Origin of the sequence: Ensifer sp. 4252 (genome assembly GCF_050434565.1) — a bacterium.
Classification (GTDB): Bacteria; Pseudomonadota; Alphaproteobacteria; order Rhizobiales; family Rhizobiaceae; genus Ensifer.
The window spans coordinates 1-19421 of sequence record NZ_JBNDIU010000004.1; the positions used below are offsets into that span (position 1 = coordinate 1).

A 19421-nucleotide genomic window follows, 5' to 3' on the forward strand; every position below is an offset into this window, starting at 1 on the left:
CCGGGCTCGTTCGGCGAATTCGTCTGCCTGCCGGAATACAACGTCGTGCCGATCCCGCCGGATGTTCCCGACGAGATCGCCGCGATCTTCGATCCCTTCGGCAATGCGGTGCACACCGCACTGTCGTTCGATCTGGTCGGCGAGGATGTGCTGGTGACCGGCGCCGGGCCGATCGGCATCATGGGCGCTCTGGTCGCCAAGCGTTCGGGCGCGCGCAAGGTCGTGATCACCGACATCAACCCGACGAGGCTTGAGCTTGCCCGCAAGGTCGGCATCGACCATGTCGTCGATGCCTCGAAGGAGAACCTTGCCGACGTGATGAAGGCGATCGGCATGACCGAAGGTTTTGACGTCGGGCTGGAAATGTCGGGAGCGGCCCCTGCCTTTCGCGACATGATCGACAAGATGAACAATGGCGGCAAGATCGCCATTCTCGGCATTGCGCCGGCCGGCTTCGAGATCGACTGGAACAAGGTGATCTTCAAGATGCTCAACCTCAAGGGCATCTACGGCCGCGAGATGTTCGAGACCTGGTACAAGATGATCGCCTTCGTCCAGGGTGGGCTCGACCTTTCGCCCATCATCACCCATCGCATCGGCATCGACGCGTTCCGCGACGGCTTCGAGGCCATGCGCGCAGGCAATTCCGGCAAGGTCGTCATGGACTGGTAATCGAGACGACGCTTCCACACGGTGTCCAACTCAAAAGGCCGCGCGTTCCACGAATGCGCGGCTTTTTTCGTCAGTTGGCAAGACCGAACTGGATCTCGATCTCATGGTAGCGGGCGCCCGGGCCTGCCCAGCGGTGATAGATCTCGCGGCTTTCGCCGGAGAAATTGTGCCTGCTCATCTCGATCTTTTCCACCAGAGGCGCGTAGCCCTGGGTAAAGAGGCTTCGCATCGGCCCCTGATGCAGGGCAGAGGCGACCATGATCGGTTCGAGCGTGATCATATCCAGCGCGCCGTGATAGTCCTTGCCACCCTCGACGGGGCGGCAGATGCGCCAGTCAAATGCTGTTGTGGCGTTTTTCGGCAGGTTCTGTGCGATGAAAATCCATGGCCCTGCGGGCGTGAGCCCCGCCCGGCCGATCTCCGCCTCGATCAGTGGCGCCAGCTCGGCGGCGGCGTGCCTGACGTCCGGAATCGTGATCCTGCGCGCAATGCTCATGACGCGCATGGCGTCAGTCTCCCTGATGTTCATTCTGGCCTCCGTTTCTTCGGCGGAGAGTCTTTCGAGATTGGGTGGCCGGCAAGCGGAAAAGCGGAATAATATTGCGAACTCGAAGGCGAAGTCCGCCGTTTCAGGAATTGTTTTGCGTCTTGTTGATCCGGCTTGTTCGCCGGCTGCGGCGCACTATCTTTGCCGGCACTGCGGATGTCTGCGATCAGCGGTTGTGACGGTCAAAGGAGCCTTGCATGCGTTACGAGGGAAGTTGTCATTGCGGGAAGATTGCCTTCGAGGTCGAGGGAGACTTCGCCGAGGCGATTGATTGCAATTGTTCGATGTGCCGCCGGCGCGGCGGACTGCTGGCCTTCGTTGCGCGCGACAGTCTGCGGCTGAAGACGCCTGCGGCTGATCTCTCGACCTATGAATTCAACAGGCATGTCATCAAGCATCATTTCTGCAACCATTGTGGCATCGCGCCTTTCGGCGAAGGGGCCGGTCCGAACGGACCCATGGCGGCCATCAACCTGCGCTGCCTGCCGGAGTTCGACACCGAGGCCGTGAAGATCGTCAAGTACGACGGGCTTTCGATGTGACGGCTGACAGCGGGTACAGCTATGGTTGCGCCGGCGGCTTCGGCACAACGAAGCATTGCCGATATGCGGTATCGACCCTTGTCTTTTTACAGGCAGCGCCTACATGTTCAGCGGACGCTGATAAACACCAAAAAACATGAACTGAGGCGATTTTTGCCGAATCGGGCGGTTTTTCAGCGGAAATGCTTGACGGGATCGAAAATTCTGGGAATCACCATTTCCAAGCAAGAAATGGCGAAATGACACGGCGGTTAGGATATCATGCCAGTAGTGCTTCAGTGGCAGGACTGTCGAAGCTTGCCCGCTTTGCCACGATCGCTATCGTGGTTAATCAGGAATTAAACATCATCCCGTTACGTCAGGGGAAATGATTCGGTGGCGGGTGCGCGGCGCACCCGGACCTTCGAGCGGCATTTGCACCGGGCTCACGCCGGTTGCGACAAGGAAAGCGACGAACTAAATGGCAACCAAAGTCAAAGAAAACGAAGAAGCTGACGTTGAACGCGAAGGCGCTCCTGACGGCCCGCTTCTCGATCTTTCCGATGACGCTGTCAAGAAGATGATCAAGGCCGCCAAGAAGCGCGGCTATGTGACGATGGACGAGCTGAACTCCGTCCTGCCGTCCGAAGAAGTCACCTCCGAGCAGATCGAAGACACGATGGCGATGCTCTCCGACATGGGCATCAACGTCATCGAAGACGAGGAAGCTGAGGAAGCCGCCGGCGGCAGCAGCGACGACGAAAGCAGCGACGACGACAACGACGGCGAAGGCGGCGAACTGGCCCCCTCCGGCGGCACGGCGCTTGCGGCGACGAAGAAGAAAGAGCCGACCGACAGGACCGACGACCCGGTGCGCATGTATCTGCGCGAAATGGGTTCGGTAGAGCTTCTGTCGCGCGAAGGCGAAATCGCGATCGCCAAGCGCATCGAGGCTGGCCGCGAGACGATGATCGCCGGTCTCTGTGAGAGCCCGTTGACGTTCCAGGCGCTGATCATCTGGCGCGACGAACTCAACGAGGGCCAGACGCTGCTGCGCGAGATCATCGATCTCGAAACCACCTATTCCGGTCCCGAGGCAAAGGCTGCTCCGCAGTTCCAGAGCCCGGAAAAGATCGAGGCCGACCGCAAGGCTGCCGAGGAAAAGGAAAAGACCCGCAAGGTTCGCGCCGCCAACGACGACGACATCACCAATGTCGGCGGCGATGTCATGCCGAGCGAGGAAGAAGAGGAAGACGACGACGAGTCGAACCTCTCGCTCGCCGCGATGGAAGCGGAACTGCGCCCGCAGGTCATGGAAACCCTCGACATCATCGCCGAGACCTACAAGAAGCTGCGCAAGCTGCAGGATCAGCAGGTGGAAGCCCGCCTTGCTGCCACCGGCACGCTTTCGCCTGCCCAGGAGCGCCGCTACAAGGAACTCAAGGACGAGCTGATCAAGGCGGTCAAGTCGCTGTCGCTCAACCAGAACCGCGTCGACAGTCTCGTCGAGCAGCTCTACGACATTTCCAAGCGCCTGATGCAGAACGAAGGTCGCCTGTTGCGACTGGCCGAATCCTACGGCGTCAAGCGTGACTCGTTCCTCGAGCAGTATTCCGGCGCCGAACTCGATCCGAACTGGATGAAGTCGATCAGCAACCTGGCCGGCAAGGGCTGGAAGGAATTCGCCAAGAGCGAAAACCAGACGATCCGCGACATCCGCCAGGAGATCCAGAACCTTGCGACCGAAACCGGCATCTCGATCGCCGAGTTCCGCCGTATCGTATCCATGGTGCAGAAGGGCGAGCGCGAAGCGCGCATCGCCAAGAAGGAAATGGTCGAGGCGAACCTGCGCCTCGTCATCTCCATCGCCAAGAAGTACACCAACCGCGGCCTGCAGTTCCTCGACCTCATTCAGGAAGGCAACATCGGCCTGATGAAGGCGGTCGACAAGTTCGAATACCGTCGCGGCTACAAGTTCTCGACCTATGCGACCTGGTGGATCCGTCAGGCGATCACCCGCTCGATCGCCGACCAGGCCCGCACGATCCGCATTCCGGTGCACATGATCGAAACGATCAACAAGATCGTTCGCACGTCGCGCCAGATGCTGCATGAAATCGGTCGCGAGCCGACGCCGGAAGAACTGGCCGAGAAGCTTGCCATGCCGCTTGAAAAGGTCCGCAAGGTCCTGAAGATCGCCAAGGAGCCGATCTCGCTCGAAACCCCCGTGGGTGACGAAGAGGATTCGCATCTCGGCGATTTCATCGAGGACAAGAACGCCCTTCTGCCGATCGACGCCGCCATCCAGGCGAACCTGCGCGAAACGACGACCCGTGTTCTCGCCTCGCTGACGCCGCGCGAAGAGCGCGTCCTGCGCATGCGCTTCGGCATCGGCATGAACACCGACCATACGCTCGAAGAAGTCGGCCAGCAGTTCTCGGTTACCCGCGAACGTATCCGTCAGATCGAGGCGAAGGCGCTGCGCAAGCTCAAGCACCCGAGCCGCTCGCGCAAGCTGCGCAGCTTCCTCGACAGCTAAGCGTCGATATATCGAACATAGAAAAGCCGGGCTCATCGCCCGGCTTTTTGTTTCGGGGTAGAGGCTGGCCGGTTTTCTTGTGACGCCCCGCCCGGAGGACTATACTCCTCTTTTCCGAGCAATCGGGGCACCCGGCCAAAGCGCGGGAGCAGTCGCACCGCGGGCGTGAAACGTGCCCTGTGGGAGGTGTGAAATGACCACTTATGTCGTGCTCCTCAACTGGACAGAGCAGGGCGTGAAGAATGTGCGCGAGTCTCCCAAGCGGCTCGACGCGGCCAAGAAGATGCTCGCCGACATGGGCGGCTCCTTCAAACACTTCTTTTTGACGATGGGTGAGTACGACATGGTGGCCATCTGTGAGGCCCCGGACGATGCGGTGGCGGCGCGTTTTGCCATGACGCTCGGCATGGCTGGCAATGTGCGCACGCGGACGCTTAAGGCATTTCCGGAAGCCGCCTATCGCGAGCTGGTCGCATCGCTCGACTGAGAGAAGCAGGGCTGAGCGAGCAACGACCGGCTGAACAATGCCTATCTACGGTGAGCCGTTGCCGGAGAGAATGCGGGCTGTGCCGCGCATGGCATGACGAAAGGCCTCGTCGAAGCTGACGCCGCGGATCTGCCAGCGATACGCCTTGCCGTTTTCCGTGAGACGCCAGTCGGCGATCCAGCCACGGGCGACGTCGGACCAGATGAGTGTGCCGGCAAGGGGCACTTGCGCGCCAATGTCCGCGCTAAGCTGCTTCAGCTCGGCCGGCCGCAGCTGCGCCAGCTGTTCGAAATCAAACCCTTCGGCGGTCAGCGTTGCAGCATCGGGCAGCCGGATCGAGAGTGCCAGCGGCACTGTCGCGGCGGCAAGTGATTCTGCCATGTAGGGGCTCTCGCTGCCGTCGCGCGTCAGCACGAAGCGGCGCCTCTGGTCGTGAACGTCGAGCAGGACGGCGATGATCGGACGTGTTGACAGCCACGGCTTGCGACCGAGCTTTGCCAAGAGCGGATCGATGGTGGCGGGCTCGAAACGGCAAGTGAGGTCGTGCGGGCGGTCGTGCGTTCCCTGCTCGTCATGGATCGGGATCCCTTCGAGCCGGTCGCGGTAGGAGTAGGCGGCAATGAACTTCGCGGCCTGCGCCTGTACAGCGGCAAGCGCTGTGCTTTCCGTGAGCGTGAAGTCGCCGGAGACCTTGATCAGAACTTCGCTCAGGCATTCGCGAAAGCCGATCTGCCGGTTTTCCTCGCCGGTGCCGGTGACGATCGCGTCGCTGGTGTAGAGCTGCGATATGTCTCCCGCGATCACCGCGTGGCCGGTCCAGGCGCTGGCAAGCGCGATGGCGAAAACGCACGTCTTCGCCGCCTTTGTCAGAGCAGGCATCAGTTGGCTGACGGTATGGGGCAACTGAGGTCGCCTTCCTCGCAGCTCAGGTAGCTCTTGAAGTCCTTGACGCGGTTCTGCGTCAGGCCATCCCGGCATTGCAGGACGATCATCGGATAGACAGAGCCTCCCGCGACACCGGCGGCAGAAAAATCGCATTCGGTATCGCGGAAGGCGATCCAGGCTTTCTGTGCCGAGACGAGCAGCTTTGTTTTGTCTTGGTCGTCCTTCAGGCGCGCCTCGATCTGTTTATAAAGGGTGTTGAGTTCGGTGTCGGAGGCCTTGAGCGCCTTGTCGGCACATTCGTTCAGCGTCGCCTGGTCGCTGGCATTGGCGCAATCGTCGGCCCGTGCGGCCTGCGTTAAGCCCGTCAGTCCGACAAGGGTTGCAAACATCAAAGCAGGAAATCGCATTTCTTCGCTCTCCTCGTTTTAGGCGTGCCGCCGTCGGTGCGCCCGCGCTTTCGCAGGACCTTCGAAAACCTGCGGAATCCGGGCTCGGGTGCTCGCCCACTGCCGTCCTCCGGCGCGCCGAGAATAAGTCAAAGCTGAAACTTCAGATAGCGGATTCTTGGGCGATGCACGCTCCAGCGCCGCGCGTCAAATATGACGCGCAAAGGACGCTGTAGCACTTTGAACCTGCTGCATAATTTTGTCCTTAAAAACGGATCCGATTTAAGGAATTACGCAGTACCCCCGATCACTCGCAATCGATTCAAAACCGATCCTTAACGTTTACGTTTTATCAATCTCTTGGAAACGAGAGGTTCGAAGATGCGTTGCGTTTTTGTCGTCGTCCTCCTGTTGCTGGCCGGTTGCGCAACGGTGCCGAGAGACACCCGAAACGCATGTACGGTTTTCGAGCAGCGAGATGGTCTTTTCAACAACTGGCGCCGCGCCGCCTATCAGGCGGAGCGTGAATACGGCGTGCCCGTTCCGGTGCTGATGGCGACGATCTATACGGAATCCGGCTTCCGCCATAATGCCAAGCCGCCGCGCACCAAGCTGTTCGGCTTCATTCCCTGGACGCGCGTTTCGTCGGCCTATGGCTATTCGCAGGCGCTCGATGGCACCTGGGCGCGCTACCAGAGCGAAACCGGACGCTGGACGGCGCGACGGTCCGATTTCGGCGACGCCATCCGCTTCATCGCCTGGTATCACCGCGAGAGCGGCCAGAAAAACGGCATCGCGCTCAACGACACCTATCGGCTCTACATCGCCTATTATCACGGCCATGCCGGCTATGCCCGCGGCAACTGGAGCAACACGGCCAAGAACGGCGCCAAGCGCGCCGCCGGTATGGCCTCGCTCTATAGCCGCCAGCTGAGCGGCTGCGGCAGCTGATGGAATATCGGCGCAGGTTGGTATAAGGCTCAGCCGGCGGCTGCCTTTTCAAGTCCGGCGACGTCGATCTTGACCATACCCATCATCGCCTGCTGGGCGCGGCCGGCGCGTGCCGGATCGGGATCGCTCAAGTGCTGCATCAGCGCATCCGGTATGATCTGCCAGGCAAGGCCGAAACGGTCCTTCAGCCAGCCGCAGTGCTGCGGCGTGCCGCCGTCGAGCAGTCGTTCCCAGTAGTAATCGACCTCGGCCTGATCGGCGCAGCGCACGAAGAACGAGACGGCTTCGGAAAACTTGAAATGCGGCCCGCCGTTGAGCCCCATGAACGCCTGCCCCTCGAGCTCGAACGAGGCGGTGAAGGCCTTGCCATCGGGCCCTTTCTTGACGTCTGTGATGCGGGAATTGCGGAAGATGGTGGTGTAGAACTGGATGGCGTCTTCGAGCTGGTTGTCGAACCAAAGAAAGGGCGTGATCTTCTGCATGACGGTTTCTCCCTTGGGTGATGGTCTGTCCCAAGGACGAATGGAAAAGGGACGTGCCGACAGGCGAGCGGGATTTTTTCGCCAAAACTTGCGCGGCCGCAACAAGCCGCCCGGCAAAGGTGGCGAGGGCGCACTTAACATTCATCAACTGAAAAAATCGCTGGTATTGTCGGAACCTTTCGTTCCCGTTCGTCCTTTGGTGGTGGAAGCAACCGAGGAGGATATCGACATGAGTTACGTGGATGGTTTTATCGTTGCCGTGCCCAAGGGCAATATCGAGGCCTACAAGGACATGGCGCGGGAGGCGAGCAATGTGTGGATGGAGCATGGCGCGCTATCCTATGCCGAGTGCCTCGGTGACGACGTGCCCTATGGCGAGGTGACGTCCTTTCCTCGCGCCGTGCAGGCAAAGGACGACGAAACCGTCGTCTTTTCCTGGATCACCTACAAGTCGCGCGCCGACCGCGACGCGATCGTTGCCAAGGTGATGGCGGATCCGCGGCTGCAGGGCGATGCCTGGAAGGATGTGTTCGATGGCAAGCGCATGATCTATGGCGGCTTCGAGGCTTTTCTCGAGAAATAGACCTGGCAGAAGGCCTACAGCGCCCGCGCGTCTTATTAGACGCGCAAAGGTCGCTGTAGCACTTTGAATTGCTGCATGTTTTTTCCTTAAATCGAATAGGATTTAAGGAACCATGCAGTAGGCTTGACTTGGCGGCGGCTTTTGCCGAACCCCTTGGGTAGCCGTGCGCTTTGCCGCCGCCAGCCGAGGAGAGACGCCGCCGATGCCGCAGACCACGATCGTCATTTCCACCCGCGGTCAGGGGCTCTACGAGTTCACCGACGAGGCGGCGGACTTCGTCGGCGCCAACGGCGCGGGAGAGGGGCTGTTGACCCTGTTCGTGCGCCACACCTCCTGCTCGCTATTGATCCAGGAAAACGCCGATCCTGACGTGAAGCGGGACTTGCATGAATTCTTCGGCCGGCTTGTGCCGCCATCCTCCGATCCGTCGATGCGCTGGGTGGTGCACACGCAGGAGGGGCCCGATGATATGCCCGCTCATATCAAGGCGGCGCTGACGCAGGTGTCGATCGGCATCCCGGTCAATGCCGGCCGCCTGGCGCTCGGCACCTGGCAGGGGCTCTATCTCTTCGAACACCGCGACCGGCCGCACCGCCGTGAGGTCGTGCTGCATCTTGGCCCCTGACATCTACCGATCGTGCTCTTGATCGCCGCGCCGTCTTGAAGCGCGCAGCCTCCCTTCCATATTCGTAAGGGGACGGCGTGCGGAAATGAGTTTGCCCGCGCGTCCATTCAACCTTGGTTCCCGGCCCTTCGTCCGAAAGGCATGTCCGAACCCGCAATCAGCATCTGAGGCAGATATGACCGACGCGCAGACCATTGCCAGCCGCTTTATCGACGCATTGAACGATCGCGATTTCGACGCTCTGGCGCGGCTTGTCGACGAGGATGTGGCGCTTGATTCGGTCACCGGCCAGCGCACCGTCGGCGTCGAGCCGCTGCGGGCGAGCGTCATGACCTATCTCCGGCATTTCGACGAAACCTATGGCGACATCGTGCTGATGCGCGACAATTTCGGCCAGCGTATCGCTGCCGACCTGACGGCGCGCGGTACCTACCGCGAAACACTGGAAGGTTTCCCCGCTGCCTCCGGCCAGAGCTATTCGATCCCGAGCGTCTTCGTGATCGAGATCGAGGATCAGTCGATCACCCGCATCAGCCACTATCGCAACATGCGCGCTTTTGAGCGCGAGCTTGCCGGCTGAGTGACGTCGACGCATCCGCCTCAAGAGATCGCGTTGTTTTTTGACGCCGCGCGCGCGGGGTCGGAATCCTGTGTTCCGCACGACCGTTAATTAACTGATATTACTGACGAATATCAGCATTGCACTTGCCGACGGCATGCAGCCGCGCTCGCTCAAAAGTCGAACGAATCTTTGTTTCCCGCCCGCTCTCGTCAGCTGTCCGCAATCTGAACCCCGCATGAATGCGCAGTTCCGCTAGCGTTCAGTTTGGCGCCGCTATTGTCCGATCAATCGCTTGGGACGGTGATTGCAGATTGAACCCTTCAAGCCCTCGGAGAAAGACCATGAAGAATATCCTCATCAACGCCGCCGCCGCCGTCGTCATCGGTTTGACCGGCCTCGTGGGCGCCGCCTCCACCGCTTCCGCAGAAACCGTCGAATTCGGCTTCGGCTCGGGCGGTGGCGTTCAGGTCCAGTACCGCGATTTCGACCGTGGCTACGGTGACGAGCGCGACTGGGGTCGCGAGCGCCGCGGTCCGGACCGTGGCTGGGATGGCGGTGGCCGCCGCAGCCGTTGCGCGCCCTGGATGGCCGTCGACAAGGCCCGTGACCATGGCTTGCGCCGCGCCTATGTCGCCGACGTTTCGCGCCGCCGCATCGTCGTCGAAGGCAGCCGCCGCGGTTATCGCCAGTCGATCGCTTTCGCCAATGAACGCGGTTGCCCGGTTATCGGCCGCTGGTAATCCAAGCCTTTTCCGTCCTGTCTCCCCCGGCCGGCGGAAATGCACCCCTCACGCCCCAGGCGTGAGGGGTTTTTCTTTGCCTGAGACACATCGCAAAGGTGCGGTTCTGCGCGGTGCGCGGCAAGTCCCCGGTCAATAGCTGTTTCGAAAGCGGCGCTTTGCCGACCAATACCAACCTGCGCTGATATTGACCATGGTGTGGGACCGTATGCGGTCCATCCGGCGAGAAGCGGACCTGCGAGCGCTGCCTTGGCATCGGTCACGACGCTGCCCGTGGCCGACAGACGGCCCGCCCGAAGGGCCGGGCGATTTTGGCCCCCCGACGAAGTCGATAATCCTCACCGGACCACTGGGTCAGGTTGCGGTTTTCTCCTTGCGGGAAACCAAAATCGCCCCGGCGCGATAGGTCAATATCAGCGCAGGTTGGTATCGGCTCTCGGCTTTGCGCATGTCGTCATCGCAAACCTTCCGGACATTTTGCGCAAAGTGCTTTCATCTCTCGCCAGAAAGAAAAACCCCGCGCGGTTGCGACCGCGCGGGGCTTTGTTTTTTGTTTCATGTCTGTCTGGCCAAGTGTCGCACCAGGCCAACCGGAGACAGCGAAAGCCCGTCCGCATTTTCCGCGCAACGGGCCTCGGTGATCGGCTTACTGCTTGATCGCGAAGGTGACGTTGACCGTCACGTTGTAGCTGTTTTCGCCCGTCGCCACCGGCACGGAGTCGGCCGCGTATTCCTTGGCCATGCCGGCGCGCATCATCGGAACCGGCTCCGGACGGAAACCCTGTTCGGTGATGTTGACGATTTTGCCCAGCGAGACGCCCGCAGCTTCAGCCAGCACCTTGGCCTTCTCGATAGCGTCGGCAACGGCGGCTTTGCGCGCTTCGGTGATCGCGCTTTCCGGCTTGTCGTTGGTGAACTGGATGCCGCCGCCCTGGTTGACGCCGAGGGTCACCGACTTGTCGACGATTTCGCCGAGCTTGGCGAGGTCGCGCACGCGCACGCTGACGCCGTTGGCCACCTGGTAGCCGATCAGTTCGGGCGGGCGGTTGCCGCCGTCATTGTTGGTCGGGTAGTTGTATTGCGGGTTGACCGAAAAACCGCTCGTCTGCAGGTCGCGCTCGGCAATGCCGCCGGCCTTCAGCGCAGCCAGAACCTCGGCCATCGTCTTGTTGTTGGCGTCGAGCGCCTCGCGGGCGGTCTTGGCGTCCTTGACCACGCTTAGCTGCAGGATCGCCATGTCCGGCGCGATCGACGAGCGGCCTTCGCCGGCAACCGTGATGATCGCTCCGCGGTCCCTTTCGCGGTCCTTGGCGGGATCCTGCGCCTGCGCGCCGGCAGCGGCAATACCCGCAAAGGCGGCGGCCAAGGCAGCGATGGAAAGCGTGCGGGCAGTGCGTGTGGAAGTCATGGGTCGTGTCTCTCCGGTTGTTTCTGTCCCTGCTGCTTTCATGCTTATCGATTGTGTAGGCATTGCGGCAATGACTTGTCGTCAAAAAGGTTTTCGGCTAGAGCCATTGCCGATCACGAACTGCCATTGGTTCGCTGAGTCCCGGATCTTCGATCCGGCGTGGGCCTGTAGCTCAATGGTTAGAGCCGGCGGCTCATAACCGCTTGGTTGGGGGTTCGAGTCCCTCCGGGCCCACCATTGAAACTTACCGGCGAATGTTTGCGAGATCTGCGTCTCAAGCCCATTAAATCATTGGGTGTGATGAAGCGTAAAGCGGTAGCTATGTCAGTCAGGCTTTTTCGGTTCGATGAGCGAAACGGAAATCATTGGTCTTTGCGGCTGGCTTCGCCTGGCCAAGCCAAAGTCCGCCGACAGCACTTAAGACTGGAAGTAGCCCAATCGCGGCTATGCTGTATAAGGGGAGGAGAATAGGGTTGGCGAACGGATTGCCTCGGGAACCTGTGCTCTCCCATCCGACAGGCAGGGGAACGATCATGCCGAACATGATTGGAACCAGCGCCGGTATAACAACGGCCCGGTGAGCACTCCATGGCTGGTGCTGCCCTGGTGAAAAGGGGAACTGCAGACCAGTTCGATAGCACCGTGTTGCTGCGACAACCGACAGCGACAATATCACAGCGTAAACGAACAGCATCGTGAAGAAGTAGAAATTTACAGCTTCAGAGGGATAGATTTCCTTGAAATTCTTGGCTTCCAGCCAGAATTTTGGGAGATACGTCATGATCTCCTTTGGGCCGTTAAAATCAAAGAGATGGCGCGGGATAGCTAGGAATAGAATATATGGAGCACAGGTCAGGATCAGGATCAGGATGCCGTATCCTAAGAAAAACGCATAGAACCGCTTAAAGGATTGATCATCAATACCCTCTGCGATTCTCATCAGAGCGGTATCTTCTTTCTTCGTCACCTGCGGTCTCTATCCCTTGCAGCTATTAGGATGTCAACGCCAGCTTATTGCTGAGCTCCTTCCTAATGTTCGCCGGTGCGCCTTGGGTAATCGACCCCGCGCCGCCATGCTTTGACTTTGGGAAGCCGCAACAGTGCAGCGCTAGAGAACAGTGCTCGCGATGGCTGCGGATCAGATGCTTCTCATTTGTGGGGCAGTCGGCGAGGCAAAAAAATGCCCGCCGGAGCGGGCAGTTTTGGAGTGGGCGCATACGCTCAAACATGTTGCGCCTGGAAGCCAAGGTGCGTCACAGACGTCAACACTGTGTAAACAGCCGGCGGCCAGAAATGAGGGGGCTTTGGTCGGAACGGTGCTGCGTCGAGCCTCCCGCGGAAGAACGTTTGTTCCGGCTTGACAGGTGGTCGGCGTGCACGACGGCGGTAGCTGCTGGTGCGGCCCTGTGCGTCAAGCGAAGGAAGATGGGTCCGCAACGGCGCACGGTTGAAATCGGCGCGGGCGGTTTCGCCGCCCAACCTGCTGATCTCATCGCGCTTCTTCGTTCTGTTGCCTATCTCAGCTCGGCTTGGTAGCGGCTGGCGAGACGGTCAACCGTGCCGACGGCGTCGATGGCGGGAGTTCCGGAGATAGAAAAGTCAGTGCTAAGCAAGAAACTCTTAATTTTAGCTGTCAATAATAAGAAGTTGGGGTTGAACGTCACGGTCGATTCCCGCTAAAGAGGTTGCCGGGCGGCGTTGGCCGCTCATTCGAAAGGATGCTTATGCGAAGCCTAACTGCCTTGGGCGGCGTTCGCCGCACCACCGTTTCGGGTTTCAAGTATCTCGTACCTGCCTCGCTTCTCGGTCTTCTGCTTATCTCATCCGGCTGTTCGTCGGCGAGCGTGGCCGAAAGTCCGTTGTTCTCGTCTGCCGGCTCGAAGGCAGCAGTGAGCACGCCGAGTGCGGCCCCGAGAGAGGGCAAGCTGATCAAGGTTGCGGAAGAAGACGATATCGTCGAACCGCTGCCGGCAAGACGGCGCGTTTCCGCCTATCTCGGCCGCGCGCCCTATATCTGCTCGCCGAGCGGCTTCGGCCATACATCGCGCTGCTTCCTCAGAAGCTCGCTGTAAAGCCATTCCCATAAGGCGGAGGGCCAAAGCTCTTCGTTTCAATCCGGGTGCCGTTAGACCGTTTCCGCTTTGGATGCACTGACGGAAAGACTCTAGTTCCTTGTTTTTCAGGCATTTCCGGGCGGAAGCCGCTTCGCGCTTTTCCTGGAAATGCTCCAGATCTTCGGTCGGAGACTGCTCTTGTCGATTGCGATGTTCAGATCGGTTTTCCTGGCCGGCCTCATGGCGCTTCTGCCTGTGGGGGGCGCCTCGCGTGTCGCGGCTGCCGATCTCGGCGGCACGGTCGATCGCGTGCTGACGACCGGCTCGATCAGCTCTGCGGCGCGGCGTGCCGGGACACCCGGCGGTGAGGTCGCGATCGGCGTCTACGATCCCCATGACGCGGTGGCGAGCAGCGATGCGCTGCAGATCGAGCATGTCTTCATCTATTGGCAGGCGCTCGACAAGGCGATGCTGAAGCGCAAGATCGCCATTGCCGAGGGCCAAGGGCGGGCGCTGATGATCTCGGTCGAGCCCTATACCCATGCCAGCGACTGGCGGGCGGGCGGCGAGCGGCTGTTTGCCGATATCGGCCGCGGCCGTTTCGACCGTGAGATCCGCGATATCTGCCGGCGCGCCGGCGCGGTCGCAGCCCCGGTCTACATGCGCTGGGGCCACGAGATGGAAGATCCGGATGGTCGCTATCCCTGGGCGCGGCGCGACGCGGACGGCTACAAGAAGGCGTTTCGCTATTTCGTCAGGAGTTGCCGGGAACTGGCGCCCGACGTGCGCTTCGTCTGGTCGCCCAAGGGCCATCGCAACCTTGCCGGCTACTACCCCGGGGATGACGTGGTCGATGCCATCGGCATTCCCGTCTGGGGCCTCCAGAAGATGGATGTAGACTATTGGGGGCGCGAGCGCAGTTTTGGCGAGACGCTTGGCGAAAAATATCGCCGTGTCGAAGGCTTTGGAAAGCCTGTGATGGTTGCCGAGCTCGGGGTTTCCGGCTCCGCAGACTACAAGCGCGCTTGGTATGCGGAAATCTTCGACCGCAGGACCTATCACGAGTGCTTTCCGCTTTTGACGGCCGTGGTGTTCTTCAACGACAAGGAACCCTACAAGTGGCCGCTCGGCTATGGTTCGCCGGATTGGCGGCTGGACAAGGCCTCGCTTGCAGCACTTGTTTCCGACAAGGTCGAAACCAACAGCGGGCCGACGCAATAGCGGCTGCCGCATGTTTCCTTAAATCGTATCCGGTTTAAGGAAACATGCAGCAATTCAAAGTGTTACGGCGACCTTTGCGCGCCTGACAAGATGCGCGGCCTGTAGGGGCGGTGGACGCACCGGCCGTTCAGCCGGTGCGTGAATCTCGGAAAACTGGAGTTTTTCTCAGGCGAGCAACAGGCCCGATTCGCGGGCGGCTGCGGCAAAGCAGCGGCTTGCCCTGTTGACACTGGTCAGCCCGTCGAGCGCATCCAGGCAGCGCTGAAGGGCGGCACGATATTCCCGTCCACGTCTGCCCGGCCATTGCCGCAGCAGCTCAAGCGCCTCCCAGACCGTCCTGACGACGGTCTGCCGCTTGGACGACAGTTTCAGGTGGATCGGCGTTGCGAAGGGTTTTTCGCTCATCTTGCATTCCTCATTCATAGTCTTTTGAGCGCGAGGCCAACGCGGGGAATCGCGAATAGTTCCCCTGGCGGACGCACTTTTTTAACCATGATGAAGTCGGCCGGGCGTGGCCGGCGCGACCGGAGCTGTCGGAAGCACCGGAAAACAAGGCTTTCGGACGAGCGCCGGCGCGCTTTGACCGTGACAATTGTTGCGAAGGATTTTTTCGATTGATGGAGGCATTAAGGGAATGGCGATGGTCCCGAGACCCTAATCAGCGCGGGTTGGTGTAACGCAGGTTGCGGGCGAACAGGCTCCTATGGTCTGCCTTGGACGATCCTGGTGCATGCCGTCTTCCCGAAGTCGTTCCAGCGTTTCGGTGACGGGTATCAGAGATCGAGCGCGGCCCTGAGGTCGGTCGGCTTGCGCTCCCTGAGGTCGAGATCGGCTTCAATATGATCGATATGGCGGATCATCAGTGCGCAGGCGGTCTCGACGTCGCCGGTTTCGATCGCGGTCAGGATGTCGCCATGCTCGTTGTGGCCGCAACTCGACACGCTAGATTGTCCGTAAAGCGCGATGACGAGCGAGGAGCGTGCCACCAGCTCATCCATGAACCGCCGCAGGATGGTATTGCCGGAGAGATCGGCGAGGGCCAGGTGGAAATCGCCCGAGGCCTTGATCTCGGCGCGGCGCGCCGACCGGCCGCGCTGCGCGGTCAGGTGATGTTCGGCGGCCAGCAGGCGGCGCAGGTTGTCGATCTCTGCCGGGCCAATGCGGGGCGCGGCAGCGCGCACGAGCCCAGGCTCGATCAGCCGGCGGGTCGCAAAAATCTGGCGGGCTTCATCGGGCGAGGGATGGGCAACGAAGGCGCCGCGGTTCTTCTCGACATTGACAAGACCCTCATAGGCGAGCGCTTGCAGGGCGGCGCGCACCAGCGTGCGGCTGACGTTGAACAGATCGCCGACATCGCTTTCCGACAGCTTGGTTCCCGGCGCAAGCCGTCGTTCGACGATCGCATCGCGCAGCTTGTCGCGGATCTGCCGGGTGCTGGTGTCGGTGGACGCGTCGGCCGGCGCAGGATGGGTCGTCAGGGACATGAAGGAAATCGATCCGCGAATGAATGCGTCATCTTATCGTCCGCGCGCGTTGAAGGGAAACGACAATCTGGCATGGCAAAGCGTTGTTGCCGCGCCGGCGGCCGTTGCTTGTGCCAACTGGCTACTTGTCGAGCTCAGGATAGATGCGGTCGAGGAAACCGGGCCGCAGCTTTTCGCCGATCAGGCAGTCGGGCGCGGGCAGGGCATCGACAAGCCGCACGCTCGGCGGTGCCGGCAGGCCGCTCACCTCCAGGATCAGCTTCTGGCGGATGGCGACGGCGAAATCCTCCGGCTCATGCACCGGCAGCACGAAGGAGCCGGGGCCGCCGACGACGCACTCGGCATAATACTGATCGAGCGGGCCGGTGGAGACGGATGGCCGGATCAGGATCGCCAGCCCATTGATGATGATGCCGCGGGCAATCGCAATGTCGCGGGCGGGGGTGACCGGCGGGCCGATATTGTTGGGCCCGTCGCCGGATACGTCAATGATGCGGCGCATGCCGGAAAAGGCGTTGGAGTCGATCAGCGCCGTGCCGTAGGTGATCGCGTTGGAAATCGACGTGCCGCGCCTTGTGCCGACCGGCCGGGCCTCGATCATCGCGGCAAAGGCGGCGGCATCTGCGGCATTTGCGATCACCTGCCAGGCGACGACGGAGGATTCGTTGACCGTGCCGGCCCACTCGTAATAGCCGATGGCGATGCGGCCGTAGCGCCCGCTGGCGACGGCGTTGAGAAAGTCCGCATGGCGCAGCGCCTGCACATAGCCGGCGCGCTGGATGCGCGCTTCGTCGAGGTCCATCGAGCCGGACATGTCGACGGCGAGGACCAGTTCGACGTCGACATCAACAGGCGCGGCGGTCGATTGGGTCGGGCCACCAGTCAGGGAAAGGATCAACGCCAGCATGCTTAACATCGCTTCAACCCGTCATTGCGAGCCGCGTCATCTGAGGAACTGTAGCACAGGATTGGCGTTCGGCGACTGTTTGGGGTTGGCTGACCTTCAATAAAAGGTGATATCGACTGGGTTCACCGCCGATCGATACCGTGCCAACGGGCACGCATGAGCCGAGGATATGCTTCAACAGACACGGAATACGGAATGTTTTCAGATCGATAGGCTGCAGTCCGCCGCCTTCGACTACTTCCTGCGCTATAGCGACCCAAGCACAGGGCTTGTCGCCGATACCTCGCTTGCCGACGCGCCTTCGAGCATCGCCGCCACCGGCTTCGGGCTTTCCTGCTACCCTGTTGGCGTCGAACGCGGCTGGATCGGACGCGGCGAAGCTGCCAGCCGGGTGCTGACCACATTGCGGTTTCTGGCGCAAAGCCGGCAGGCGAGCGATGCGCTTGCCACCGGTTATCGCGGCTTCTACTATCATTTTCTCCACATGAAGACCGGCGAGCGGGTGTGGCAGTGCGAGCTTTCGACCATCGATACCGCGCTGCTGATTGCCGGCATGCTGACTGCAGCGGCCTATTTCACCGGTGAGGACGCAACGGAGACGGAGATCCGCGCGCTTTCGGAAACGCTCTATGCCCGGGTGGACTGGCGCTGGGCGCTCGCTCGCGGCGAGACGCTGACGATGGGCTGGCGGCCGCCGGGGCGGTTTCTGAAACATCGATGGCAGGGCTATAGCGAGGCCTTGCTGCTTTACGTGCTGGCGCTCGGCGCGCCGCACCACGCGATCGGCCCGGAGCATTACCACGCCTTCACCGCCGCCTATGAGTGGATCACGGTCGACGGCGCGCCGCATCTGCAGGCCGGTCCATTGTTCATCCATCTCTTTTCGCAGGCCTGGATCGACCTTCGCGCCCTCCGCGATGCACCGATGCGCGACAAGGCGACGGATTATTTCGCCAATACCGGCCGGGCGATCGCGTTGCAGCGGACCTATGCGAAGCGCAATCCCGGCGGTTTCGCCGGCTACGGCAGAGATATGTGGGGGCTCAGCGCCTGCGATGGACCGACGGGGCGGCACCGGCTTGTCGACGGGCGATGGCAGCGGATGCTCGGCTATGCGGCGCGGGGCGCACCCCATGGTCCTGACGATGGCACGCTGGTGCCCTGGGGGCCGATCGCCTGCCTGCCTTTCGCCGCCGATGCGTCGCGGTCGGCACTGGCCGAGCTTGAGAGCTGCTGTCCCGACCTCCTCAGCGAAGGCCGGTTTCCCGGCGGGTTCAATCCGAGTCTGCCCGGTGCAGGGCGTGAGGGTTGGGTCGACGACCGCGTGGTCGGGCTTGACCAAGGGCTTGTCGTGATGATGATCGAGAACGCCAGAAACGGTTTCGTCTGGGAGCTGACGCGCGGCATTCCGGCCATCCGGCGTGGATTGCAGCGGGCGGATTTTCGCGGCGGCTGGCTTGCGACCAAGGAGACGGCATGAGGTTGGGCCACGAGCGGCAGGAGGTGCGCTTGGCGAAAGACGAGGCGCTGCGCCGAAGCACCCTTGGCGTCCTTGCGCGCCTGCAGTCGTCGTTCCCCGAAGTCGGCTTTTCGCTCGAGGCTACCGGCGACGATTTTCTTTCCGAGGCGCGGTTCTGGGCGGAGGACGGCGGCGGGCTAGAAGCCGGCCTTGCCTATCAGGATCGTTTTGCCGAGGGCATGGACGACAAGATCCGGGCCGCCCATCTGATCGCCTTCTACAGCAACCAGCTCGCCCTGGCGCTTGGCAGCCTCTACCTCGGTGCAGGAATCGTGGCAGCCGTTCGCGGCCTTCGCTTCGAAGAATTTTCAAGGGTGTATGGCGAGCGGGTGGTGGAGGCCAAGCGGTTTCATTTCAGCCTAGCCTTGCCCGCAGCCGGAGATGATACCCCAGCGGATGCGGACGCCTTCGGTGAAACCTTCGCTGCGCACCTGGCGCCGATCGTCGCCACGTTGAAACGCCGCACCGGCTTGTCCTCGGGCGCGCAATGGCGGCTTGCGGCGGATTCGCTTGCCGGCGGCTTCCTGGAGATCGGCCGCGCGCTCGGCGACGAGGAGACCGGGATGGCGAGGGCGCTGGCGATCGTCACGCGCGCGGGCACGCCGCTCTTCTCCGACAGGCTCTGTTACGAAAACATCACCGTCGAGATCGGCGACAGTGCCGGCCATCGGCCGCTGTCGCGGGTCTATCGCCTGCGCGGCGGCTGCTGTCTCTACTATCGAACTCAAGGCGGCAGCTACTGCGATAGCTGCGTGCTGCTGGCGCCGGACGAACGTCGAGAACGATTGCAGGTGCATCTGCTGGCATCGCAGACCGGCTGAGGGCATTAAACGACAGAGCCCCTGATA

The 19421-nt window shown here is 61.4% G+C and carries 22 protein-coding genes and 1 tRNA gene; 14 read left to right on the plus strand and 9 right to left on the minus strand.

Annotated features, from left to right (window positions below):
- Nucleotides 1-672: zinc-binding dehydrogenase (locus tag ABIE33_RS11055; RefSeq protein ID WP_429124742.1), on the plus strand; the 672-nt coding region annotated here is incomplete at its 5' end.
- A gap of 70 nt (nt 673-742) precedes the next feature.
- On the opposite strand, the gene ABIE33_RS11060 is transcribed toward ABIE33_RS11055, so the two are convergent.
- The gene (locus ABIE33_RS11060) at nt 743-1201 is read right to left on the minus strand and encodes a hypothetical protein (protein ID WP_429124744.1); all 459 of its coding nucleotides are present in this window, start codon (nt 1199-1201) and stop codon (nt 743-745) included.
- A gap of 215 nt (nt 1202-1416) precedes the next feature.
- On the opposite strand from ABIE33_RS11060, the gene ABIE33_RS11065 reads away from it, so the two are divergent.
- From ABIE33_RS11065 to ABIE33_RS11075, 3 genes are all read left to right on the plus strand, one after another.
- Nucleotides 1417-1761, plus strand: a complete 345-nt coding sequence (locus tag ABIE33_RS11065; protein ID WP_429124745.1) for a GFA family protein — start codon at nt 1417-1419, stop codon at nt 1759-1761.
- Between the two features lie 460 nt (nt 1762-2221).
- Entirely contained in the window at nt 2222-4279 is a 2058-nt protein-coding gene (rpoD, locus tag ABIE33_RS11070) for an RNA polymerase sigma factor RpoD (protein WP_025427882.1), read from the plus strand.
- A gap of 193 nt (nt 4280-4472) precedes the next feature.
- Nucleotides 4473-4766, plus strand: a complete 294-nt coding sequence (locus ABIE33_RS11075; protein ID WP_429124747.1) for a GYD domain-containing protein — start codon at nt 4473-4475, stop codon at nt 4764-4766.
- A gap of 45 nt (nt 4767-4811) precedes the next feature.
- Here the strand turns inward: ABIE33_RS11075 and ABIE33_RS11080 are convergent, their stop codons facing one another.
- Together ABIE33_RS11080 and ABIE33_RS11085 are read right to left on the minus strand one after the other, a co-directional pair.
- A complete protein-coding gene (locus ABIE33_RS11080; RefSeq protein ID WP_429124749.1) occupies nt 4812-5669 on the minus strand; it encodes a DUF2066 domain-containing protein in 858 nt (285 codons plus the stop codon).
- Complete coding sequence (locus ABIE33_RS11085) at nt 5645-6058, minus strand: lysozyme inhibitor LprI family protein (RefSeq protein WP_429124751.1); 414 nt, start codon at nt 6056-6058, stop codon at nt 5645-5647. The genes ABIE33_RS11080 and ABIE33_RS11085 overlap by 25 nt, the downstream gene beginning before the upstream one ends.
- Before the next feature lie 360 nt (nt 6059-6418).
- Between ABIE33_RS11085 and ABIE33_RS11090 the strand changes: the two genes are divergently transcribed.
- Complete coding sequence (locus ABIE33_RS11090; RefSeq protein ID WP_429124753.1) at nt 6419-6988, plus strand: transglycosylase SLT domain-containing protein; 570 nt, start codon at nt 6419-6421, stop codon at nt 6986-6988.
- A 29-nt stretch (nt 6989-7017) separates the two neighbouring features.
- On the opposite strand, the gene ABIE33_RS11095 is transcribed toward ABIE33_RS11090, so the two are convergent.
- A complete protein-coding gene (locus tag ABIE33_RS11095) occupies nt 7018-7470 on the minus strand; it encodes a VOC family protein (RefSeq protein ID WP_429124755.1) in 453 nt (150 codons plus the stop codon).
- 229 nt (nt 7471-7699) lie between these two features.
- On the opposite strand from ABIE33_RS11095, the gene ABIE33_RS11100 reads away from it, so the two are divergent.
- From ABIE33_RS11100 to ABIE33_RS11115, 4 genes are all read left to right on the plus strand, one after another.
- Nucleotides 7700-8053, plus strand: coding sequence for a DUF1428 domain-containing protein (locus ABIE33_RS11100; RefSeq protein ID WP_429124757.1), 354 nt, complete (start codon nt 7700-7702; stop codon nt 8051-8053).
- A gap of 202 nt (nt 8054-8255) precedes the next feature.
- Nucleotides 8256-8678 (plus strand): secondary thiamine-phosphate synthase enzyme YjbQ, encoded by a 423-nt coding sequence (locus ABIE33_RS11105; protein WP_429124759.1) that lies wholly within the window; start codon nt 8256-8258, stop codon nt 8676-8678.
- A 175-nt stretch (nt 8679-8853) separates the two neighbouring features.
- Nucleotides 8854-9258 carry a ketosteroid isomerase-related protein gene (locus tag ABIE33_RS11110; RefSeq protein ID WP_429124761.1) on the plus strand — a complete coding sequence of 135 codons (405 nt, stop codon included), beginning with the start codon at nt 8854-8856 and terminating at the stop codon, nt 9256-9258.
- Between the two features lie 323 nt (nt 9259-9581).
- Nucleotides 9582-9980, plus strand: a complete 399-nt coding sequence (locus ABIE33_RS11115; protein WP_429124763.1) for a hypothetical protein — start codon at nt 9582-9584, stop codon at nt 9978-9980.
- A 646-nt stretch (nt 9981-10626) separates the two neighbouring features.
- Here ABIE33_RS11115 and ABIE33_RS11120 read toward each other — a convergent pair.
- Nucleotides 10627-11388 (minus strand): SIMPL domain-containing protein, encoded by a 762-nt coding sequence (locus ABIE33_RS11120; RefSeq protein ID WP_429124764.1) that lies wholly within the window; start codon nt 11386-11388, stop codon nt 10627-10629.
- Between the two features lie 161 nt (nt 11389-11549).
- On the opposite strand from ABIE33_RS11120, the gene ABIE33_RS11125 reads away from it, so the two are divergent.
- A tRNA-Ile gene (locus ABIE33_RS11125) sits at nt 11550-11625 on the plus strand.
- A gap of 91 nt (nt 11626-11716) precedes the next feature.
- Here the strand turns inward: ABIE33_RS11125 and ABIE33_RS11130 are convergent.
- Complete coding sequence (locus tag ABIE33_RS11130) at nt 11717-12355, minus strand: hypothetical protein (protein WP_429124766.1); 639 nt, start codon at nt 12353-12355, stop codon at nt 11717-11719.
- A gap of 757 nt (nt 12356-13112) precedes the next feature.
- On the opposite strand from ABIE33_RS11130, the gene ABIE33_RS11135 reads away from it, so the two are divergent.
- Both ABIE33_RS11135 and ABIE33_RS11140 read left to right on the plus strand, forming a co-directional pair.
- Nucleotides 13113-13460, plus strand: a complete 348-nt coding sequence (locus tag ABIE33_RS11135) for a hypothetical protein (protein WP_429124768.1) — start codon at nt 13113-13115, stop codon at nt 13458-13460.
- Between the two features lie 180 nt (nt 13461-13640).
- Nucleotides 13641-14663 carry a glycoside hydrolase family 26 protein gene (locus tag ABIE33_RS11140; RefSeq protein WP_429124770.1) on the plus strand — a complete coding sequence of 341 codons (1023 nt, stop codon included), beginning with the start codon at nt 13641-13643 and terminating at the stop codon, nt 14661-14663.
- A gap of 165 nt (nt 14664-14828) precedes the next feature.
- On the opposite strand, the gene ABIE33_RS11145 is transcribed toward ABIE33_RS11140, so the two are convergent.
- From ABIE33_RS11145 to ABIE33_RS11155, 3 genes are all read right to left on the minus strand, one after another.
- The gene (locus tag ABIE33_RS11145; RefSeq protein WP_429124771.1) at nt 14829-15068 is read right to left on the minus strand and encodes a DUF982 domain-containing protein; all 240 of its coding nucleotides are present in this window, start codon (nt 15066-15068) and stop codon (nt 14829-14831) included.
- A gap of 368 nt (nt 15069-15436) precedes the next feature.
- On the minus strand, nt 15437-16147 hold the full coding sequence (locus ABIE33_RS11150) for a GntR family transcriptional regulator (protein ID WP_429124772.1): 711 nt from the start codon (nt 16145-16147) through the stop codon (nt 15437-15439).
- Between the two features lie 121 nt (nt 16148-16268).
- Nucleotides 16269-17063 carry a DUF1194 domain-containing protein gene (locus ABIE33_RS11155; protein WP_429124774.1) on the minus strand — a complete coding sequence of 265 codons (795 nt, stop codon included), beginning with the start codon at nt 17061-17063 and terminating at the stop codon, nt 16269-16271.
- Between the two features lie 160 nt (nt 17064-17223).
- On the opposite strand from ABIE33_RS11155, the gene ABIE33_RS11160 reads away from it, so the two are divergent.
- Together ABIE33_RS11160 and ABIE33_RS11165 are read left to right on the plus strand one after the other, a co-directional pair.
- Nucleotides 17224-18534: a glucoamylase family protein gene (locus ABIE33_RS11160; protein WP_429124775.1), complete on the plus strand. Its 1311-nt coding sequence runs from the start codon at nt 17224-17226 to the stop codon at nt 18532-18534.
- Entirely contained in the window at nt 18531-19394 is an 864-nt protein-coding gene (locus ABIE33_RS11165; protein WP_429124776.1) for a (2Fe-2S)-binding protein, read from the plus strand. The genes ABIE33_RS11160 and ABIE33_RS11165 overlap by 4 nt, the downstream gene beginning before the upstream one ends.
- Nucleotides 19395-19421 lie beyond the last annotated feature (27 nt).

Coding starts and splice junctions, on each gene's coding strand:
- ABIE33_RS11060 (WP_429124744.1), bottom strand. CDS start 1,201: ATGAACATCAGGGAGACTGACGCCATGCGCGTCATGAGCATTGCGCGC.
- ABIE33_RS11065 (WP_429124745.1), top strand. CDS start 1,417: ATGCGTTACGAGGGAAGTTGTCATTGCGGGAAGATTGCCTTCGAGGTC.
- rpoD (WP_025427882.1), top strand. CDS start 2,222: ATGGCAACCAAAGTCAAAGAAAACGAAGAAGCTGACGTTGAACGCGAA.
- ABIE33_RS11075 (WP_429124747.1), top strand. CDS start 4,473: ATGACCACTTATGTCGTGCTCCTCAACTGGACAGAGCAGGGCGTGAAG.
- ABIE33_RS11085 (WP_429124751.1), bottom strand. CDS start 6,058: ATGCGATTTCCTGCTTTGATGTTTGCAACCCTTGTCGGACTGACGGGC.
- ABIE33_RS11090 (WP_429124753.1), top strand. CDS start 6,419: ATGCGTTGCGTTTTTGTCGTCGTCCTCCTGTTGCTGGCCGGTTGCGCA.
- ABIE33_RS11095 (WP_429124755.1), bottom strand. CDS start 7,470: ATGCAGAAGATCACGCCCTTTCTTTGGTTCGACAACCAGCTCGAAGAC.
- ABIE33_RS11100 (WP_429124757.1), top strand. CDS start 7,700: ATGAGTTACGTGGATGGTTTTATCGTTGCCGTGCCCAAGGGCAATATC.
- ABIE33_RS11105 (WP_429124759.1), top strand. CDS start 8,256: ATGCCGCAGACCACGATCGTCATTTCCACCCGCGGTCAGGGGCTCTAC.
- ABIE33_RS11110 (WP_429124761.1), top strand. CDS start 8,854: ATGACCGACGCGCAGACCATTGCCAGCCGCTTTATCGACGCATTGAAC.
- ABIE33_RS11115 (WP_429124763.1), top strand. CDS start 9,582: ATGAAGAATATCCTCATCAACGCCGCCGCCGCCGTCGTCATCGGTTTG.
- ABIE33_RS11120 (WP_429124764.1), bottom strand. CDS start 11,388: ATGACTTCCACACGCACTGCCCGCACGCTTTCCATCGCTGCCTTGGCC.
- ABIE33_RS11135 (WP_429124768.1), top strand. CDS start 13,113: ATGCGAAGCCTAACTGCCTTGGGCGGCGTTCGCCGCACCACCGTTTCG.
- ABIE33_RS11145 (WP_429124771.1), bottom strand. CDS start 15,068: ATGAGCGAAAAACCCTTCGCAACGCCGATCCACCTGAAACTGTCGTCC.
- ABIE33_RS11150 (WP_429124772.1), bottom strand. CDS start 16,147: ATGTCCCTGACGACCCATCCTGCGCCGGCCGACGCGTCCACCGACACC.
- ABIE33_RS11155 (WP_429124774.1), bottom strand. CDS start 17,063: ATGTTAAGCATGCTGGCGTTGATCCTTTCCCTGACTGGTGGCCCGACC.
- ABIE33_RS11160 (WP_429124775.1), top strand. CDS start 17,224: ATGCTTCAACAGACACGGAATACGGAATGTTTTCAGATCGATAGGCTG.
- ABIE33_RS11165 (WP_429124776.1), top strand. CDS start 18,531: ATGAGGTTGGGCCACGAGCGGCAGGAGGTGCGCTTGGCGAAAGACGAG.